This is a genomic window from Hymenobacter terrenus, assembly GCF_000972495.1.
GTDB classification, from domain to species: domain Bacteria; phylum Bacteroidota; class Bacteroidia; order Cytophagales; family Hymenobacteraceae; genus Hymenobacter; species Hymenobacter terrenus.
In genome coordinates this window covers 98,531-115,610 of sequence record NZ_LATM01000007.1, presented here as the reverse complement: position 1 = coordinate 115,610, position 17,080 = coordinate 98,531, and the positions used below count along the sequence as shown (strand labels likewise).

12 protein-coding genes are annotated in these 17,080 nt (G+C 59.3%); 7 read left to right on the top strand and 5 right to left on the bottom strand.

Going from position 1 to position 17,080, the window contains the following annotated elements; genetic code table 11:
• Positions 1-160: 160 nt before the first annotated feature.
• Positions 161-2,728, top strand: coding sequence for a DUF5916 domain-containing protein (locus WX88_RS11675; protein WP_052732606.1), 2,568 nt, complete (start codon positions 161-163; stop codon positions 2,726-2,728).
• Between the two features lie 168 nt (positions 2,729-2,896).
• Here the strand turns inward: WX88_RS11675 and WX88_RS11670 are convergent, their stop codons facing one another.
• Positions 2,897-4,579, bottom strand: coding sequence for a tetratricopeptide repeat protein (locus WX88_RS11670; RefSeq protein ID WP_197076761.1), 1,683 nt, complete (start codon positions 4,577-4,579; stop codon positions 2,897-2,899).
• 923 nt (positions 4,580-5,502) lie between these two features.
• Here WX88_RS11670 and WX88_RS27560 point away from each other — a divergent pair.
• The 4 genes from WX88_RS27560 (at position 5,503) to WX88_RS11655 (ending at position 9,863) form a co-directional block, all read left to right on the top strand.
• Complete coding sequence (locus tag WX88_RS27560; RefSeq protein WP_156176078.1) at positions 5,503-7,023, top strand: T9SS type A sorting domain-containing protein; 1,521 nt, start codon at positions 5,503-5,505, stop codon at positions 7,021-7,023.
• A gap of 310 nt (positions 7,024-7,333) precedes the next feature.
• Positions 7,334-9,010 (top strand): T9SS type A sorting domain-containing protein, encoded by a 1,677-nt coding sequence (locus WX88_RS11660; RefSeq protein WP_046244555.1) that lies wholly within the window; start codon positions 7,334-7,336, stop codon positions 9,008-9,010.
• Positions 9,011-9,241: 231 nt separating this feature from the next.
• Positions 9,242-9,463 carry a hypothetical protein gene (locus WX88_RS30005; protein ID WP_156176076.1) on the top strand — a complete coding sequence of 74 codons (222 nt, stop codon included), beginning with the start codon at positions 9,242-9,244 and terminating at the stop codon, positions 9,461-9,463.
• Positions 9,464-9,494: 31 nt separating this feature from the next.
• On the top strand, positions 9,495-9,863 hold the full coding sequence (locus WX88_RS11655) for an NDR1/HIN1-like protein (protein WP_046244554.1): 369 nt from the start codon (positions 9,495-9,497) through the stop codon (positions 9,861-9,863).
• 134 nt (positions 9,864-9,997) lie between these two features.
• On the opposite strand, the gene WX88_RS11650 is transcribed toward WX88_RS11655, so the two are convergent.
• A complete protein-coding gene (locus WX88_RS11650) occupies positions 9,998-10,954 on the bottom strand; it encodes a T9SS type A sorting domain-containing protein (protein ID WP_197076760.1) in 957 nt (318 codons plus the stop codon).
• 508 nt (positions 10,955-11,462) lie between these two features.
• Between WX88_RS11650 and WX88_RS11645 the strand changes: the two genes are divergently transcribed.
• Complete coding sequence (locus WX88_RS11645; protein ID WP_046244552.1) at positions 11,463-11,942, top strand: hypothetical protein; 480 nt, start codon at positions 11,463-11,465, stop codon at positions 11,940-11,942.
• Here the strand turns inward: WX88_RS11645 and meaB are convergent.
• The gene (gene meaB / locus WX88_RS11640) at positions 11,926-12,936 is read right to left on the bottom strand and encodes a methylmalonyl Co-A mutase-associated GTPase MeaB (protein ID WP_046244551.1); all 1,011 of its coding nucleotides are present in this window, start codon (positions 12,934-12,936) and stop codon (positions 11,926-11,928) included. The genes WX88_RS11645 and meaB overlap by 17 nt on opposite strands.
• Positions 12,937-13,096: 160 nt before the next feature.
• Here meaB and WX88_RS11635 point away from each other — a divergent pair, with 160 nt between their 5' ends.
• Positions 13,097-14,527, top strand: coding sequence for a DUF5723 family protein (locus WX88_RS11635; RefSeq protein WP_046244550.1), 1,431 nt, complete (start codon positions 13,097-13,099; stop codon positions 14,525-14,527).
• Positions 14,528-14,729: 202 nt separating this feature from the next.
• Here WX88_RS11635 and WX88_RS11630 read toward each other — a convergent pair whose 3' ends face one another.
• A complete protein-coding gene (locus WX88_RS11630) occupies positions 14,730-15,824 on the bottom strand; it encodes a TolB family protein (RefSeq protein ID WP_046244549.1) in 1,095 nt (364 codons plus the stop codon).
• A gap of 351 nt (positions 15,825-16,175) precedes the next feature.
• Complete coding sequence (locus tag WX88_RS11625) at positions 16,176-16,943, bottom strand: L,D-transpeptidase family protein (protein ID WP_052732604.1); 768 nt, start codon at positions 16,941-16,943, stop codon at positions 16,176-16,178.
• Between the last annotated feature and the right edge of the window lie 137 nt (positions 16,944-17,080).

The following is a 17,080-nucleotide window of genomic DNA, read 5'->3' as shown; positions in this document are numbered from 1 at the left end:
CGGCTTTTTTGCGGCTCTGAATTTTTTATTTAATCTGAGAAACCAGGGCCCGGTAAGCAACTCTCCATCCTTCGCCAACATCTGTTAGCCTCCCTGACTATTAGTTGTGGGGGTGAACCATATGCTTCGATTCTTACTGATTTGCTGGTCAATTTTATGGGTGAGCGCAGCCTGGGGGCAGGAGCAGCCGGTTGAGGCAGCTACGTCAGCGACCGACCCCGCCAAGCCCGCGCCCAAGCGCCAGCTCCAGGCCGTTCGCATCAGTACTCCACCCAAGCTTGATGGCCTGCTTGACGAAGCGGTGTGGCAAGGGGCTCCCATCGCTTCTAAGTTTTATGAGTATGAGCCCACGCCGGGCCCCGTCGAAAAGCACCCAACCGAAGTACATGTGCTGTACGATGATGAGGCGATTTACGTGGGGGCCATCATGCACGACATGGCGCAGGACTCCATTCTGCGCGAGCTGAGTGACCGTGACAATATTGGCAACTCCGACTGGTTTGGGGTATTTTTCGACACCTATAATGACCACCTGAACGCCTACGAATTCATCCTGACCTCGGGCGGCGTGCAGTTTGATGCGCGACAGTCGCCGGCCAACGGCGAAGACGGCAGCTGGAACGCCGTGTGGGACTCGCGCACGGCCCTGCGGGGTACCGACTGGGTGGCCGAAATGCGCATTCCGTACTCCGCTATTCGTTTCAGTGGTGCGCAGGAGCAGGTGTGGGGCGTGAACTTTGGCCGACAGCGCCGCAGCTCGCGGCAAAAGTTTTTCTGGAACGAGGTGAAGCCTCAAGTTGACGGGTTCGTGAACCAATGGGGCCAGCTCACGGGCCTGCGCGACCTCAAGCCGCCGTTGCGCCTCTCGCTCACGCCCTACGTATCGGCCTACGTCAACCATTACCCCTTCAACGAACAGGGCAAAAAAAATACGAACACCAGCTTCAATGGCGGGGCCGACGTGAAGTGGGGCATCAACGAGAGTTTTACGCTGGACGCGACGTTGGTACCGGATTTTGGACAGGTGCAGAGCGACAACCAGGTGCTCAACCTCTCGCCCTTCGAGGTGCAGTACAACGAAAACCGGGGCTTTTTCACCGAAGGCACCGAGCTTTTCAACAAGGGTGGGCTGTTTTATTCGCGCCGGGTGGGCGGGCAACCACTCGGCTTTGGGGAAGTGGAAGACCAGCTGCGGGCGGGCACCCACGACACTGATGGCAGCCGACGCGGCGGCGAATTCATCGTGCAGAACCCCGGCGTGACGCGCCTGCTGAACGCCACCAAAATATCGGGCCGCACCAGCAAGGGCCTGGGCGTGGGCATTTTCAATGCCTTGAGCAACGATGTGTACGCCACCGTGCAGGACAGCACCACCGGCGCCCGCCGCGAGGTGCTGACCCAGCCCTTCGCCAACTACAACATCGTGGTGTTGGACCAGAGTTTGAAGAACAATTCCTTCGTCAGCCTCATCAATACCAACGTGACGCGGGCCGGCCGCACTTACGATGCCAACGTGACCGGCGGTCTGTTTCGCTTCGCCAATAAGGCCAACTCCTACGCCTTCAACGGCCGCGTGGTGTACTCAAACCGTCGGGGCAAAAGCTTCAACTCGGATAGCGAAATTGACGACCGCGACGGCTACAAGTACTACCTAAATTACGGCAAAATCAGCGGCAACTTCACCTGGAATGTCGAGCACGGCATCGAGTCGCACTCCTACAACCCCAATGATTTGGGCCTGCTGTTCCGTAATAACAACATCGCGCAGTCCATCAACACGAGCTATAACATTTACAAGCCATTCTGGAAAGTGAACCGGCTGAATACGTACGGCTACATTACCTACACCTTGCTGGAGCGGCCCCGTCGCTACCAGGACGTGGGCCTGTATGCGGGTGCCAATACCACCTTCACTAAGAATTTCCTCACAGTTGGCTTCGACTTTGACGCCGCGCCCCTGACCCGCGACTATTTCGACCCGCGCCGCACGCCCATTGGCAAATACCACGTGCGTAAACCCTCCAATCTGGCTCTGAGCGGCTTCGTCTCGTCGGACTACCGTAAGAAGTTTGCTTACGATATTGAGGGCGGCGTCCGCCTCTTCGCACCCGATGGCGCCCGCACCGGCCGTCGCTCCTTGACCCTGACCCTGGGCCCGCGCTACCGCGCCAGCAACCACCTGAGTTTCGTGTACTCGGCGGGAGTTGAGCGCAACGAGAACCAGATTGGCTACGCTGGTGGCCTGGATGACGATGAGTCTGAAGACGTGGTATTTATTGCCCGTTTTGGCGGCGACGAGGGCGACGTGCTGCTGGGCCGCCGCAATGTGACTACCTTCACCAATACCGCCACCACTACGTACACCTTCACCAACCGCATGTCGTTCAACATCCGGCTGCGGCACTACGTGAGCAACGTGCACTACCGCGACTTCTCGCGCCTGCACCCCGACGGCCTCGAAACCCCGGAGCCCGACTATCCCCGCAACCGCGACAACACCTTCAATGCCTTTAATATCGACGCGGTATACTCGTGGTGGTTCGCGCCCGGCTCGCAGGTCAGCATTGTCTGGAAAAACGCCGGGGCCACCTTCCTGGAAGCCAACGCCGCCACGCCACTCTATTTCGACAACCTGAACAACACCCTCAACACCCCGCACAATAACAACGTGTCGATAAAGGTGCTTTATTATCTCGATTACCTGGCCCTGCGCCCCCGGCAAAAGTAGGGGTGGGGGAGCGCCAGTGCCGGACTACCGGGCACGAGGCATTGAAACCTATCCTTTTCAAAGAACTACTGGGTTTGCAGGACGTCGCTTACGGCAAGGCTGAGGTGGTTTAAGACCATAATTAACAGCATTTTCCTGGAATTGGACAGGGCGTAGCCAGCAACGTGGTTACGCGCCAACCTCAGTCGGGTTCGGCTGGTCCAGGCGCATGAGAAAGTCGGCGAGATTAGCTTCGGTGGGTAGCCCCAGCTTTTGGCGCAGGCGGTAGCGAGCCTTGCGCACGCCCTCCTCGGAAATACCGAGTAGCGCGGCGATGGGTTTAGAGGCAAAATTAAGCCTCAGCAAGGCGGCCAGGCGCAATTCATGGGGCGTAACGGCCGGAAACTGGTTCTGCAGCGATGCAAAAAAGCGTGGGTGTACTTGTTCAAAGCGAAGGCGGAAATGTTCCCACTCCTGATCGGGGCGTGCCTGCTGGTCGAGGCGCTGGCGGAGCTTGCCCGCGTGTTGGCGGACAGCCTCATCGGTGCCTTGGCTGAAGCTGCGCAAATCCTCTTTCAGGGTGTCGAGCAATTCACTTTTCTGGCTTATGTTCAGCGCCAGCACCACCAGTTCCTGGTTTTGGCGAGCGAGTTGGTCTTCGGTGGTGCGCAGGCGCAGGGTCTGGGCCGCCTGCTCCGCCTGCATCTGGAGTTGGTCGCGCTGTCGGGCCAGGGCAACTTGGTGGCGGGCTAGCCAGCCCAGTGCTGCCAGGGCCATCAGTAGCATAGTCCCCAGGCCTATCCATAAGCGGTTGATGCGATTCCGTTGCTCCAGTTCCTTGATGCGGAACTGTTGGACTTGCAGCTGCTGGGCCTGGCGTGTGCTGTCGTGCTGGGCGCGTAGCACGGCAATCTGGGCGGCTGTTTGTGCCCCCTGCAATGAGTCTTTGAGTTGGTCGCCGCGCAAGTGCCAGCGCAGGGCAGGTTGATGGCGGCCCCGCACCGCTTCTACCCGGCCCAGTAGCAGGTATATATCTTTGAGCAAGGGAACATTTTGTTCGCGCCCGGCGATGCTGCGAGCTTGATCGAGACGGCCGCTGGCGGCCAGGTAGTTGGTCTGGGCAAAGGCAAGCTTGCCGGCGAGGTACGTCGCAAACCCATTCAGCCCCGCGAGCCTGCCGCCACCCAACTGATCAATCCGTTGCTGCGCCTGGGCCAGTAAGCTGCCCGCGGTGTCCAGCTCGTGTTGGTCAATGTAGAGCTCGCTCATGTCGCAAAGCACCACCACCACGCGCAGGCTATCACCAGCTTGCCGGTAGCTAGCCAAAGCCAAGGCAAAGCAGCGGTGGGCCCGCTCGAAATCGCGCGACACGGCATAGGTCGAAGCAAGGCCAGTATAGGCAATAGCCTGCTCAAGAACCGAAGCAGGGGTACGTCGTACCCGCAGCGCCAGTGCCAGCGCCTTTTTGAGGTGAGCCCGGCTCTGGGCTATGTTATTTATCTCAAGATCAATACCACCTGCTGCCTGTCGCGTTCGGACCTGGCCCATGGTGTCACGGGCTTGCTCATAGTAGCGGAGTGCTTGCAGGATGCGGGCCAGCGCGGCCGGATAGTTGCCGCGCTGCCGCAACACATGACCCAATGCCAATCGCAGCTTAGCGTGCAAAGCGCGGTCAGGCAGCCGCTCGGCCAAGTGCAGCGCCATGCTTTTTACTTTCTCGGCTTCAGCCAGATTACCGTGTATCTCCAGGGCCCGACCGCGGACTTGCAGGGCCAGCGCTTGCCCACGAACCGAGCCAACCCGGCGAGCAAAGCGTTCGGTCTGGGTTGCTAAATCCAGCGACCGGGCCAGATTTTTTTCAGCCGCTTGCATAGCCTGCGCAGCGAGGTGCTCAATGCGTAATGAGTCGCTGACACTGACAGGCTGTTGAGCCGCACGCGTCGGCAGCGGCAGAAACAGAAGCAACAGCACCACCCATCGAGTCAGTGTTAACAACCCAGAATAAGCTGTCCACTTAGTGTTCAGGCTGCTTGCCGCAGCCAGGATATTTGGCAATGAGCCGCGGCCAAACTGTGAAGACTCTAAAATCAGTTTGCATTGGCAGGCAGCGAAAAATAATTGGAACTGGTGCATGGTTGCCCAATATACAAGGGCGCCAGATAGCTGAGTCTTCCGGGTACCATTGGTTTGACAAAAGAGGCTTCGCTCAGTCAAACGGAAATCGCGAATAGCGATTGGGTACCTCGCTCGAATCGCCTGTCGTAATTGCACTTAGTTGATTTTTGAATTTCTTATCCCAACTTGTCCATGCTTTGTCCCCCTCTCAAAGTACTGAGTCCATGTCGAGTCCATGCAGGCGATACAGGTTTTGCTCCTGTGCTGTAAGAACCTTTGTGCCGCTTCATGACAAGAGCAGATTGCTTGGTTAACCTCAAAACGGCGATGAGCCTGCTTGCTCAACTACCTGGCAATTGCTGTAAAAGTGAGGTATGACATACCGCTTTAGACTTTCTCGGCTTTCCCATTCAGCGCTTTTTTGAGGTAGCCTATTTGGTTCTTCTTTGGCATAAAACAACGGAATGATATCCTCTAACCTTCTGCATCAGTATCCACTTAATAGCATCAGCTCAATGCTTGTTTCATACCAATCTTCTTGCTTTTCTGGCCGCCGATGGTGGGCCCCGGCCCCACTTCTGGCCTTGCTCCTGGCTCTATTAGCAAAGCCAGCGGCTCATGCCCAAGCCCCAGCCTGGCAAACGGCTGCGGTTGTAGCAACGGGTGCTCTTAGTTCCAATGTGAACACTACGGCTACCGATGCCGACGGCAACATATATATAGCTGGCCGATTCGTGGGCAGTGCTACTTTCGGCAGCACCGTGCTCACCAGTGCCGGGGACTTCGACGCCTTTGTGGCCAAGTGGAGCCCAGCGACCAACAGCTTCGTGTGGGCCCAGCGCGTGGGCGGAGCTGGCAGAGATGAAGCCACGGCCGTAGCCGTGAGCGGCACGAACGTTTACCTGGCCGGTAATTTTCCCGCCAGTACGTTACTAGGCTACGCTATTGATTTTGGTGGTGCGCCCTTGGCTGGTACGAGTGCCGGCGATATGTTCGTGGCCCGGCTCACGGATAACGGTAGCTTCACCTGGGCCTTGCGCAGCGCCGGCGAAGCTAGTATTACTGGCCTGGCCGTCAATGGGACCAGCCTCTACGTGGCAGGCGAGTTTCGGGGCACGGCCACCTTTGGCAGTACTGCCCTAACCAGCACCGGAGTGAGCGACATCTTTTTGGCTAAGCTTACGGACGCTGGCACCGGTGCCAGCTACACTTGGGCCCAGCGTGCCGGCAGCGGCTCTATCGACCAGGCCACGGCCTTGGCGGTGAGTGGCACGGATGTGTACGTGGGCGGCTTTTTCCAGGTATCGGCCACCTTCGGCGGTAGCCCCCTGACTGGCGCACCCGGCGGGTTTGTAGCCAAGCTGACCGATGCGGGCGCTAGCGGCACGTTCGTCTGGACCCAGCCTAGTGGTCGGGGAGTGTCGGCGGTGGCTGTGAGTGGGCCGGGCGTGTATGTGACCGGCGAATTCTCCGGCAGCCCCGCGACCTTCGGTACCACGACCCTGCCAAACGTGGGCAACAACAATGGATACGTGGCCAAGCTCACCGACGCGGGCAGGAGTGCCAGCTATAACTGGGCGCTGAGTGCCAATAGTACGGGGAGCATACTGCCTCAGGCACTGGCTGTGCGCGGCATTACCTTGTATACGGCGGGAAGATTCTTCGGTGGTACCGCTGCCTTTGGAGCTACTTCCCTGACCACTGCCGGTAAATCAGACATTTTCGTGAGCAAGGTTACGGATGCTGGCGCCAGCGCCAGTTTCGCCTGGGCCCAGCGCGCCGGCGGCACCAACGATGACCAGGCCACGGCCCTGGCCGTGACAAGCACAAATGTGTTCGTGGCCGGCGACTTCCAAGGCCCCGCCGCCGACTTCAGCGGCACGTCGCTCAGCGCCGCGGCGGATAGCGGCTTTCTGGCCTTGTTGCCCGATGCCAGCAGCCCGCTGGCCACCTCCACAGCCCGGCAAGCCGCGGCGCCCATTACACTCGCGCCCAACCCGGCCCATGCCAGCACCACGCTGCATCTGCGCGCTGCTACTGCGACTCGCGTACTGGTCTTGCTCGACGCCACTGGTCGCCAAGTGCGCGCCCAGGCCTTGCCGGCTGGTACAGCCGTTGCGCCGCTCAACGTGACCGGATTGACTCCCGGCCTCTACCACGTCCGGTGCGGCGCGGCCAGCACCCACCTGGTAGTCGAGTAAGGTGAGGCTGGGTAATTTTTAGTGCCCGTCTTATCTCCCCTGTTAGAACAGCAGGAATACTTCATTATCAGCAGTGATACGCATGTGGCCCACTCGCGAACACGGCCCAGCCTCTGTGTCTGCGCGCTGCTGCCGAACCAAGCCACGCGAGAGGCAGTGCCAGCTAACCTTCATGATACTTGGGTAGCCTTCAGGCATGGGCTTATCACGCGAACCGTGGATACTCATTTTCACTACTTAGACTCACCTAGCGGGTCTCAATGCCCGCAGCACCAACACCGCTTTTTTCATTACCTAATCCTTGCTTGTAATGCGTTCAACCTTGTCTCAATCCCTCTTTTCTTCCGGTCACCAGCGGGTATTTGCCACACTGCTGGCTATGCCCCTGGTGCTGCTAGCCGAGCCCGCGGCTCACGCCCAAGCCCCGGCCTGGCAAACGGCTGCCACTGTAGCAACGGGCGCCCTTGGGTCCAGTGTGAAGGCTACTGCTACCGATGCCGCTGGCAATGTGTACGTAGCTGGCCGATTCGTGGGCAGTGCCACCTTCGGCAGCACCGTGCTCACCAGTGCTAGTGCCGGGGATTTCGACGCCTTTGTGGCCAAGTGGAGCCCAGCGACCAACAGCTTCGTGTGGGCCCAGCGCGTGGGCGGAGCTGGCAGAGATGAAGCCACGGCCGTAGCTGTGAGCGGCACGAACGTCTACCTGGCCGGTAATCTTCCGGGTAGCACCTCCAGCGGCAATGCGATTGATTTTGGCGGTGCCCCGCTGGCCGCAGCTGGCACAGGCGACGTGTTTGTGGCCCGGCTAACAGACGCAGGTGCTTTTACCTGGGCCCTGCGCAGCACAGGCTCTAGCCAAACAACCATCAACGCTCTAGCTGTAAGTGGAGCAAGCCTATACGTGGCGGGCGAATTTTTCGCGACCACCTTCGGCAGCATCCCGCTGACTAGTGCCGGCGGGACCGATGTCTTCGTGGCTAAGCTCACAGATACGGGGGCTGGTGCCAGCTATGCCTGGGCCCAACGCGCGGGCGGTATCCTGGGCGACCAAGCGACTTCTTTAGCCGTGAGTGGAACATCGGTGTTCCTGGGAGGGTACTTTCGACTCCCAGCCACTTTTGGCGGTAGCGCCTTAACCAGTGCGCAGGGTGGGTTTGTGGCCAAGCTCATTGATGCGGGCGCCAGCGGGGCTTTTGATTGGGCGCAAAGCAGTGGGGACTTAGTTTCAGCATTGGCCGTAAATGGAGCAGCTGTGTATGCAGCAGGCGCTTTCTCGGCGGGAACAGCCGTATTTGGTACCACTACTTTGAGCACCGGCGGCGGGTTCCTGGCCAAGCTCGCTGACGCGGGCGCCAGCGCCAGTTACACCTGGGCGCTGAGCAATGATACAAGGTCTCAGGCCGTGGCTGTGCGTGGTACAAGCGTATATGTAGCGGGCTATTTTAATGGAGCGGCGACTGCCTTTGGTAGTGTCCCCTTGACTAATAGCGGCCGGTCAGACCTCTTCGTGGCTAAGGTTACGGATGCTGGCGCCAGCGCCAGCTTCGCCTGGGCCCAGCGCGCCGGCGGCACCAACGATGACCAGGCCACGGCCCTGGCCGTGACGAACACAAATGTGTTCGTGGCCGGCGACTTCCAAGGCCCTTCGGCCGTTTTCAGCGGCACGTCGCTCACCACTGCGGCGGCCGTCAACGGCTTCGTGGCCTCCTTGCCCGATGCCAGTAGCCCGCTGGCCACCTCCACAGCCCGGCAAGCCGCGGCGCCTATTACACTCGCGCCCAACCCGGCTCATGCCGAGACTACACTGCACCTACGCGCTGCTACGGAGACTCGCGTACTGGTTCTGCTCGACGCCACTGGCCGCCAAGTCCGTTTTCAAGCCTTACCAGCAGGCACAGCCGCTGCGCCGCTCAACGTGGCTGGTCTGGCGCCCGGTCTGTACCACATTCGGTGCGGCGCAGCCAGCCAGCGCTTAGTTGTGAAGTAAGTGCTGGCTGGCTCCTGCTCCAGCCATCTTGGTCGGAGAGAGTGATGAGGCACAAGTAAGCACCCAAATGCGTGTTGCCTAGTTCGAACATCGCGCCGTAGTTCACGCAGTAGGCGGCGTCGAAAGGGAGTGTCTTCTCAAGAGCGATGCCGTTATCAAGCTGGGCGGGCAGGCGTTTTTGCGGATGCCTGCCCAGTAGTACCTCGTGCGTGGGCACTTCAGTCATAGGCCGTGGCAGTGCTACACCACCCGCCGCACCACCGTCGTCTCGCCGCCTGTGGCTTCCTCAAACCGTCCCATCAGGTAGCGGCCGTGGCCGGACCCAGGGTAGCCCGCATCGGCACCGTGATTTCCTCGGCCGGGCAGGGCAGGGGTGTGGTGGGTGTGCCGTCCTTCTGGCCCATCCAAAGCAGCAGCGGGCTGGCGGCGCAGTTCTCCACTGTCAGCGTATAGGCCGGGCCGTATCTACGCCAACCTGTCCGCCGTGGGCCCCAAGGAAATCCCCGTCGAGGTGAGCAAGCGCGTCTACATCCCCAACCTGCTCAAAATTGAAGATGCCGACGTGGATGTGGCCAAACTAGGCCTCAAAAACGGGCAGGCCGTAGTCAACCTGCGCGTCAACAACTACGAATCCATTCCTTTCACCATCAAGCAAGTGATATACCACTTTCAAATCGAAGACGACCTTGACGTGAAAGGCAAGGAAACCAAAGACTTCACCTTCAAAAAGAAAGGCACCGAGCTGATGCCGGTTCACGTCAGCTTCCAGTCCAAAGCGCTGTTCAAATCTGTCTTCAAACCCAAGAAGACCTACTACAAGCTCACCGGCACCGCCACCATGCACTTTATTTAGCAGTAGCGGCACCGTGAAGGAATTGAAGGAGTTAGCTAAAGCCGCGAAGAAGGAAAAAGAATAGCCGCCGCGCCAGCTTGCGCTTAACGCTACACGGCCCGCCGCCTACAGCCAGCAGGCCGTGTAGCACCCGGCTATTGATCCACCGTCAGGCGCAGGGCGGCAGTCTCGGTCCCGGCCTGCACGCGCAGCGTGTAGAGGCCGCTGGCCAGACCCGCCAGGGGTAAGGGCGCCTGGGTGCCAGGCGCCGCCAGGGCCACGGCGCGGGTGCGCACGAGCTGGCCCAGGCTGTTGAACAGGCTCAGCGTGGCCGAGCGGGCGCCGGCCACGGGCGGGATGCTCACCTGGACCGTGCCCTGCCCCGGGTTGGGGAAAGCCGTCAGTTGGCCCTGGCCCAGCGCCGAAGAGATGCTGCTGAGTACACCCGTTGATGAGAACTGGATGTTGGGTCGAATGGTACGCGACACCACACCCAGACCAGTCGGCGGCGCGGTATCATCGGACTCCCAGGTCTGAAAGCGGTTAACCTGTCTGCTACCGCGGAATCCTTTGGCAAGGATATTTTCGAAACTTAAGCCAGCGTTGGTTTCCACAATAACTTCAAGATTGCTGGTGCCATCATACGTAAAAGGTGTCGATAGCGGAATCGTCAGCCAGGAGTATACCGTCAAATTACTGGGCACTAATCCGTCATAGACCAGGGTTGCCCCTGCTTCTTCGTCTGCCACTGTCGTAGCAGTCATAAACTCAGTGGCGGAAGTGGCCTTCAGATAGATTTTCGCGGGTGTTGTGTATGGATTCTGTACGCTTTCTAGGTAAAAGCCGATACTGTTGAAAGTAAAGCTGCCACGAGAGCCAAATTCGGCGGCCGTATAAATCATGGCACTGCGCTCAAAACCTGCATAGCAACTGAGCGGCTGGCGCGTAAAGGCTGGCGCTGTCGGATTGGTAGGTGGATTACCTGATGGAACAGTGACCTGGGCCCGCACAGCCGGCGCATAGAGTAAGGCAGCAACAGTGGTTAGCAAGGAAGCTTGACGGCGCAGGCGCGCCGCCAGCTGACGCGCGTTTTCGTAGCAAAAAGAAAGCATGAAAGAGAAGAAAGTAGACTTAAAAATGAATGTGAGGTAGACTTGAATACTTAATTGGGGAGGCAATATTAGCAGCATTTCAGGAAAGAATTCTCCAATTTCTAAGAGCAGAAAAAGGTAGCTTACTGGGGTTTGGCGGCCTAATTCACTTATTCGGCGACGTTTGCCGCTCCTATATGTCTCGCTTCGATATTGGTGTAAAAAACTAAGCCGGGTGCTCCCTGGCGACAATCCAGCCGTTGCGGCACCCGGTTCAGCAGTACCTGATTTGGCCGCAGGTGTTCATAAGTGAACACTTGCCCGATAACGAACAATAATCCTCACTCTGACAGAAGCTGTTTTTGTATTTAATGATTTGTAATAGAGTGAGTTAAAAAGTTGGCACGATGATGGAATTTTAGCTAATGCCTCTGGGCAGCAGCCACTCAAAACCGGACATGAGCAGCTGTTTCGCGCCGGCCTTGCCAGGGGATTCCAGTTTTTCATTCATCCTCTTTTCTCTCGTATCATGAAATCGCGCTCCAACTTCCTCGCAGCCCAGTCTTCGGCCCAAGTAACCACCCTGACTTTCCGACTGGCCGCCGGTCCCGTCCTCCTTGGCCTGCTGCTCGCGGGCAGCTTTATCAGTACTGCCCAAGCCCAGGACGCGCCACTAGCACCCTCGTCGGTGCAGGTGACTCAACTCGATGCCGCCAGCCTGTCCGTCCGCATCCACAATCCCGCGCAGAAGGCTGCCCGCCTCCAGGTCGTGCACCTCGACAATGGCCGGTGGATACTCAACGAAACCCACCGCACGGCGGCCTACGGCACCCTACTGAAGTTTGACCAATTGCCCGCCGGCAGCTATGCCCTGGTGCTGCGCGTGGGCCCCGACCGCTACCGCTACGCCGTGCAGGTAGAAAGCAAAACTCCCGGCACCGCCACCATTGCCGTGCGTGAAACCGCTAGCCGCCGCACCAAGAGCGGACCCGCTACGGCGTCACTATAGGGGAGCTGCTGCCGGATGATGCCAACAGTTGTGTGGCCGCTGCGAACGGGGTAAGCCGTCCGGCGGCCACAGCTTGTTGTACGTCGGGCAGGCGGGCCCGCACCACCTCATCAGCATAAAACCGCGCTTCCAGTGCCCGGGCAATGCTCTGGTGCAGCCACTGCAGCTGCTGCTCTTGCCGCCGCCGTTGGAAATAGCCGTTCTTCCGAGTGGCGGCCGCGTAGTTTTCAATAACTTCCCACACCTCCGCCAGCCCAGTGCCGCTCACGGCCGACGTCAGCAGCACCGGCTGCACCTGCCCCGAGGGTGCCGGCGGAAACAAGTGCAGCGCGTTCTGGTAGTCGACGCGGGCGCGGCGGGCCGCCTGCTCATTGCCCTGGTCGGCCTTGGTGATGCACAAGGCATCGGCCATTTCCATGATGCCGCGCTTGAGGCCCTGGAGCTCGTCGCCGGCCCCGGCTAGCATCAGCAACAGGAAGAAATCGACCATGCCGTGCACGGTGGTTTCGGACTGGCCCACACCCACGGTTTCCACAAAAATAACGTCGTGGCCCGCTGCTTCACACAATAGTAATGCCTCCCGCGTGGCCCGCGCCACCCCGCCCAGGCTGCCCCCAGCAGGGGAGGGGCGTATGAACGCCGCCGGGTGCGCCGCCAGCCAAGGCATCCGGGTTTTATCGCCCAGAATACTGCCACCGCCGCGCTGGCTGCTGGGGTCTACGGCCAGCACGGCCAGCTTGTGGCCCCACGTTTCCATCAAAAAACGGCCCAGCGCCTCAATAAACGTACTTTTGCCCACCCCCGGCACCCCCGTGATGCCCACGCGCAAGCTGCGCCCGGTGTGAGGCAGCACGGCCTGTAAAACTTCTTGAGCCAGAGCCTGGTCGGCGAGCAGCGTGCTTTCAACTAGTGTGATAGCGCGGCCGAGCACTGTGCGGCTGCCCGCCACAATGCCAGCAACGTATTCGGCGACGGAAAGACGTTTGGGAGACAAAATAGTAACGTGTAGGCGTTAGCTTGCGGCAGAATTGAGGAGGTATACGATACTAAATGGATGTCGTAGCGAAGGGCGAACCAATTGGGGCTGCTTAATGGAACGTGCTACGCATTCCTCAAATCCCGCTGCAAGCTAAACCCGCCACTCGTTTTTCTGTATGAAAGTATCCCTACGTCGCCTGCCGCTGGTGGCTTTGCTGGCCCTGCCCGCCGCCGTGCACGCCCAAAATGAGCTCAGCAACTTCACCGCCACCGGGCGCGGCGGGGTTATCAACACCTTTGCCCAGGACTATCAGGCCATCGGCATCAACCCCGCCAACCTGGGCCGGCCCGGCGAGTCCCTGGTGGCCTTCACTATTCTGGAAGGCGGCGGCGGCCTGGCCTCCCGCTCTCTGAGCAAAACCCTCCTCCGGCGCATTCTTTTCGATAGCAGCCAGCCCATCGGGGCCGCCGGAAAGGCCGAGCTGGTGAACGGCTTCGAAGGTAAAAATGCCCTGAATATCAACGCCGATGTCACGACGCTGGGTTTTGCCATCAGCCTGCCCAACGGTCTGGGCGGTATTGCCGTCAGCAACCGCCAGCGCCTGGGGGCTCACCTGGCTCTCAACCGCAACGCCGCCGACGTCATCATCAACGGTCAGAAAGCGGCCAGCATGCAGCAGTATTTCCCCACCGATGCTGCCGGCAACTATACCGGCACCGGCCTGCCCGCCCCGCCCATTTCTAATTTCCTGAATGGTACCACCATCCAACTGGCCTGGACGAGCGAATACAACCTTTCCTACGGCGTGCGGGTGTTGGATAACGCTGCTTTCAAGCTGTCGGTCGGCGCAGGCTACCGCTACATCCAGGGCATCGGCATCGCCGATATTCAAGTCAAGAGCGGTAGTCTTTCGGCCTACTCCTCGCTTTCGCCCATCTTCAAAGTCGACTACGGGCAGCTGGCCAGCAACCAGCAGTTCAATCTCAAAAGTGGCTCGGGCCTGCGCCCCGTGGGCAGCGGCAACGGCTTCGACCTGGGCGTAGCCGCCGAAATTGGCAAGCTGGTCCGCGTGGGCGCATCCGTAACCGACGTCGGTTCTATGACCTGGAAGGGCAACGTCGTCACCGCCTCTGACCAGCTGCTTCAGCCCACGGCCGCCACTGGCGTCGAGACCTACAACGTACTCAAGGGAATCATAAACCAGTTCGACACCGACAAAAATAACCTCTTCTCCTACCAAGCTGCCCAGAAGCGCAGTGCCTCCTTGCCCGCCAAGCTGCGGCTGGGCGCGGGCGTCCGCCTCAGCAGCCTGTTTGAAGCCGGCATCGATGTTACTACCCCGCTCAATAAAGTAGCCGGCAACCTCACCTCTACCTTCGTGGGCCTGGGTGTCGACTTCAAACCCACCCCCTGGCTGCGTCTGAGCAGCGGCCTGACTGGTGGCGCGGGCTACGGCGCCAGCCTGCCACTGGGCTTTACGCTGGTATCGCCGATATGGGAAGCCGGCATCAGCTCCCGCGACGTCACCGGCTATTTCAACGAAAAATCGCCTTACTACTCAGCTGCCCTTGGTTTTCTGCGATTTAAGATTGGCGGAAAGAGCTAGGCAAAGCAAGAAAAACTCCCCTCCTTACCAAGGAGGGGACATTTTAGCGAAGCTAAAATTGGGGTGGTTGAGTCGTTGAACGATGCCCGAACCACTGGCTGCTGAATCGTTCTTAATTTGTTCAACGGCTCAACCACCCCCGTTCTCGCCGTTGGCTCGAACATCCCCTCCTTGATAAGGAGGGGAGTTGTTGTTCTGCTCCCTACGGCACCACCACAAACGCGGGAAGCCCAAGCTTGCTACGTCGGCCACCCAGCTTCAGGCCCTCATCCACGTACTTGCAGTCCTTACCCAGGGCATTGGGCTCTTCGATGATGCCGAGGTTGAGATTGTCCTCTCGGGCCACGTAGATGCGGCCATCCGGCCCCCGCTGCAAGGCGCCAATTTTGCGGTTGGCCGATTTGCCGACCAGCGTTTTAGCTTTGGTTTTGAGGTCGAATTGCCAGATTTCGGTTTGGCCACCGCCCACGCCATTGCAAGTGCCGTACATCTTCGAGCCGTCGGGCGAAAACTCCACGCCGTACGCCTCGGCGAAGGGACCGAAGCTGCTGGGATTGCTCACCTTGCCGGTATTACGGTCAAAATCATAGATTTCAAACTTGTTGGTCTCGCGCCACAGGGCAGCGGCAAGGCGCTTGCCATCGGGCGAAAACTTGAGTGCCCCAATGGCGTTGCGGCCGGGCCCTGCGTTCATGCTGCCCACATTGCTCATGATGGGTTTGGCCGCCACGCCATCGGCCGTGACGAGGTAGGCTACGAAGGCGTTGGAGTTCCAGCGGTGGGCCACCACCCAGGTATCGCGGCCGTTGGCGTGGCGTACGGCGGCCAGCTTTTCGGCCACTGGCTGCAGAAGGAGCAGGTTCACGCGGGGCAGGTCGCCGAAACCGTCGTCGCGGGTCATATCCACAATGGAATAGCGCAGGCCGTTGGGCGTGCCTTGCGGTGCCACCGTGAAAATGTAAAAGACGTTGCCCGAGCCAGGGTCGGGCACGATGAGGGCCGACTGGGTGCTGCTACCACTGCCCATCAGCTTATGGCCGTTGGGCATGGGTAGATGCTTACGGTTCCACACGGTTTCGCCGTTGGTGTAAAACAGCAGTTCGCCCTTGGCGGTGGTGGCCACGGCGCAGCCCTCATACGTACTCATCTTGCCATCGTTGAGCGGCTTGGGCGTGTTGCCATCGGCAAATGTGAGGCCGGCCTGCTGGCCGAAATACCAGATATCGGTGGGGCGCTGGGCGCGGGCCGCCACGGTAAGTAGCAGCAGCGAAGCAAGAAAAAGGCGTTTCAGGCTCATTTAGTTGAAAAGTAGTTCGCGGGTATAACGAAAAAATAGGCTCTTCTGGTCTTTAATATGGGCAGAAACAAGCGTCGGCGTGGCTTTGGGCTTGCGTCGCTGAGTTAATAAGTTAAGTAGTAGGCAGGATAGTGGAGGCTGGAAGCAGCGGGTCCTCCGCGGGTCCAGCACCGATAATACAGTATAAGAGCCCGAGTACCACCATGGGTAGCGCGAAGTAGAAGCCGCGCCGCCTGGCCAGTCGAGCAGCCCGTTGATGGGCAGAAACAGCGACGCAGCCGGCCCAGGCACTACTACAAAAGCGCGGCGGCATAAACTTACGACTTCCACCGGGCGTGTCCGCTATATTCCCTATTTGACGACGGACAGGGAAGGGCATTGTTCCAATTCGTGGTACCTTTCAAAATACGCATATCCTGGCATCAGTCCCCGCCAAAACGCTTGATGTAAACTAGCCGCGTGCTTGGCCAACTCCGCCTGGGTAAGGGGAAACGGAAAAATGTGCACCGGAATAACCGTTTGTCCGGCCGCCCGTGCCGCCACCGCCAGCAGATACACTTCCTCAATACCTGCGTCGGTGATAGGCATGCAGCCGATGGTTGCCGCGCCGCCGTGGATGAAAATATTGCCGCCGGGATTGGCCTCACTCAGGGCTTGGTCGGCGGCGTTGGGATAGTTGAGGCCCAACGAGAGGTGGAAATTACTCTTCGGGTTGAAGCGGTCGATTTCGTAGAAGCCCTCGGGCACCTGATAGTCGCCAGCGCGACGCTTGGGGCCTAGCTTGCCCGAGGTAGCGGCCAGTGGGTAGCAGTGCAACAACTCAAACGGGCCCCCGCCCCGGTTACGAGCCCACACTTCTAGTTCCCGGTTGGTTTTAATCAGGCGCAGGAATATTTCTAACTGCTTGGGGTCGAGGTAGCGGGTACGAAAGTGGGTGGCCACGGCAGGCCCGGTGGCAGCCTGCGCCGCCCGCACCCGCGGAAACCGCAGCTGTTGCTGCCAGAAAGTGACCGGGGCTGCGTCGTCGGCCAGACTATCGGCTGGCTTGCTGCACGACTGGGCCAATAATTGAAAAATAGGTAGCACCAAAAGCACGCAGCACAACAGCCGACGCAGCATAGAAAAGAACTGTGAAGTGATTAGAATGCTACTACAACGGGATTCATAGTTTTCTATTTCGTTGGAGGTTAGTTATCAGGTTTTGATAGTCAGGCGCGGGAGAATCTCATCCCCGGTCCATCTCCCGTGGAGCGGGG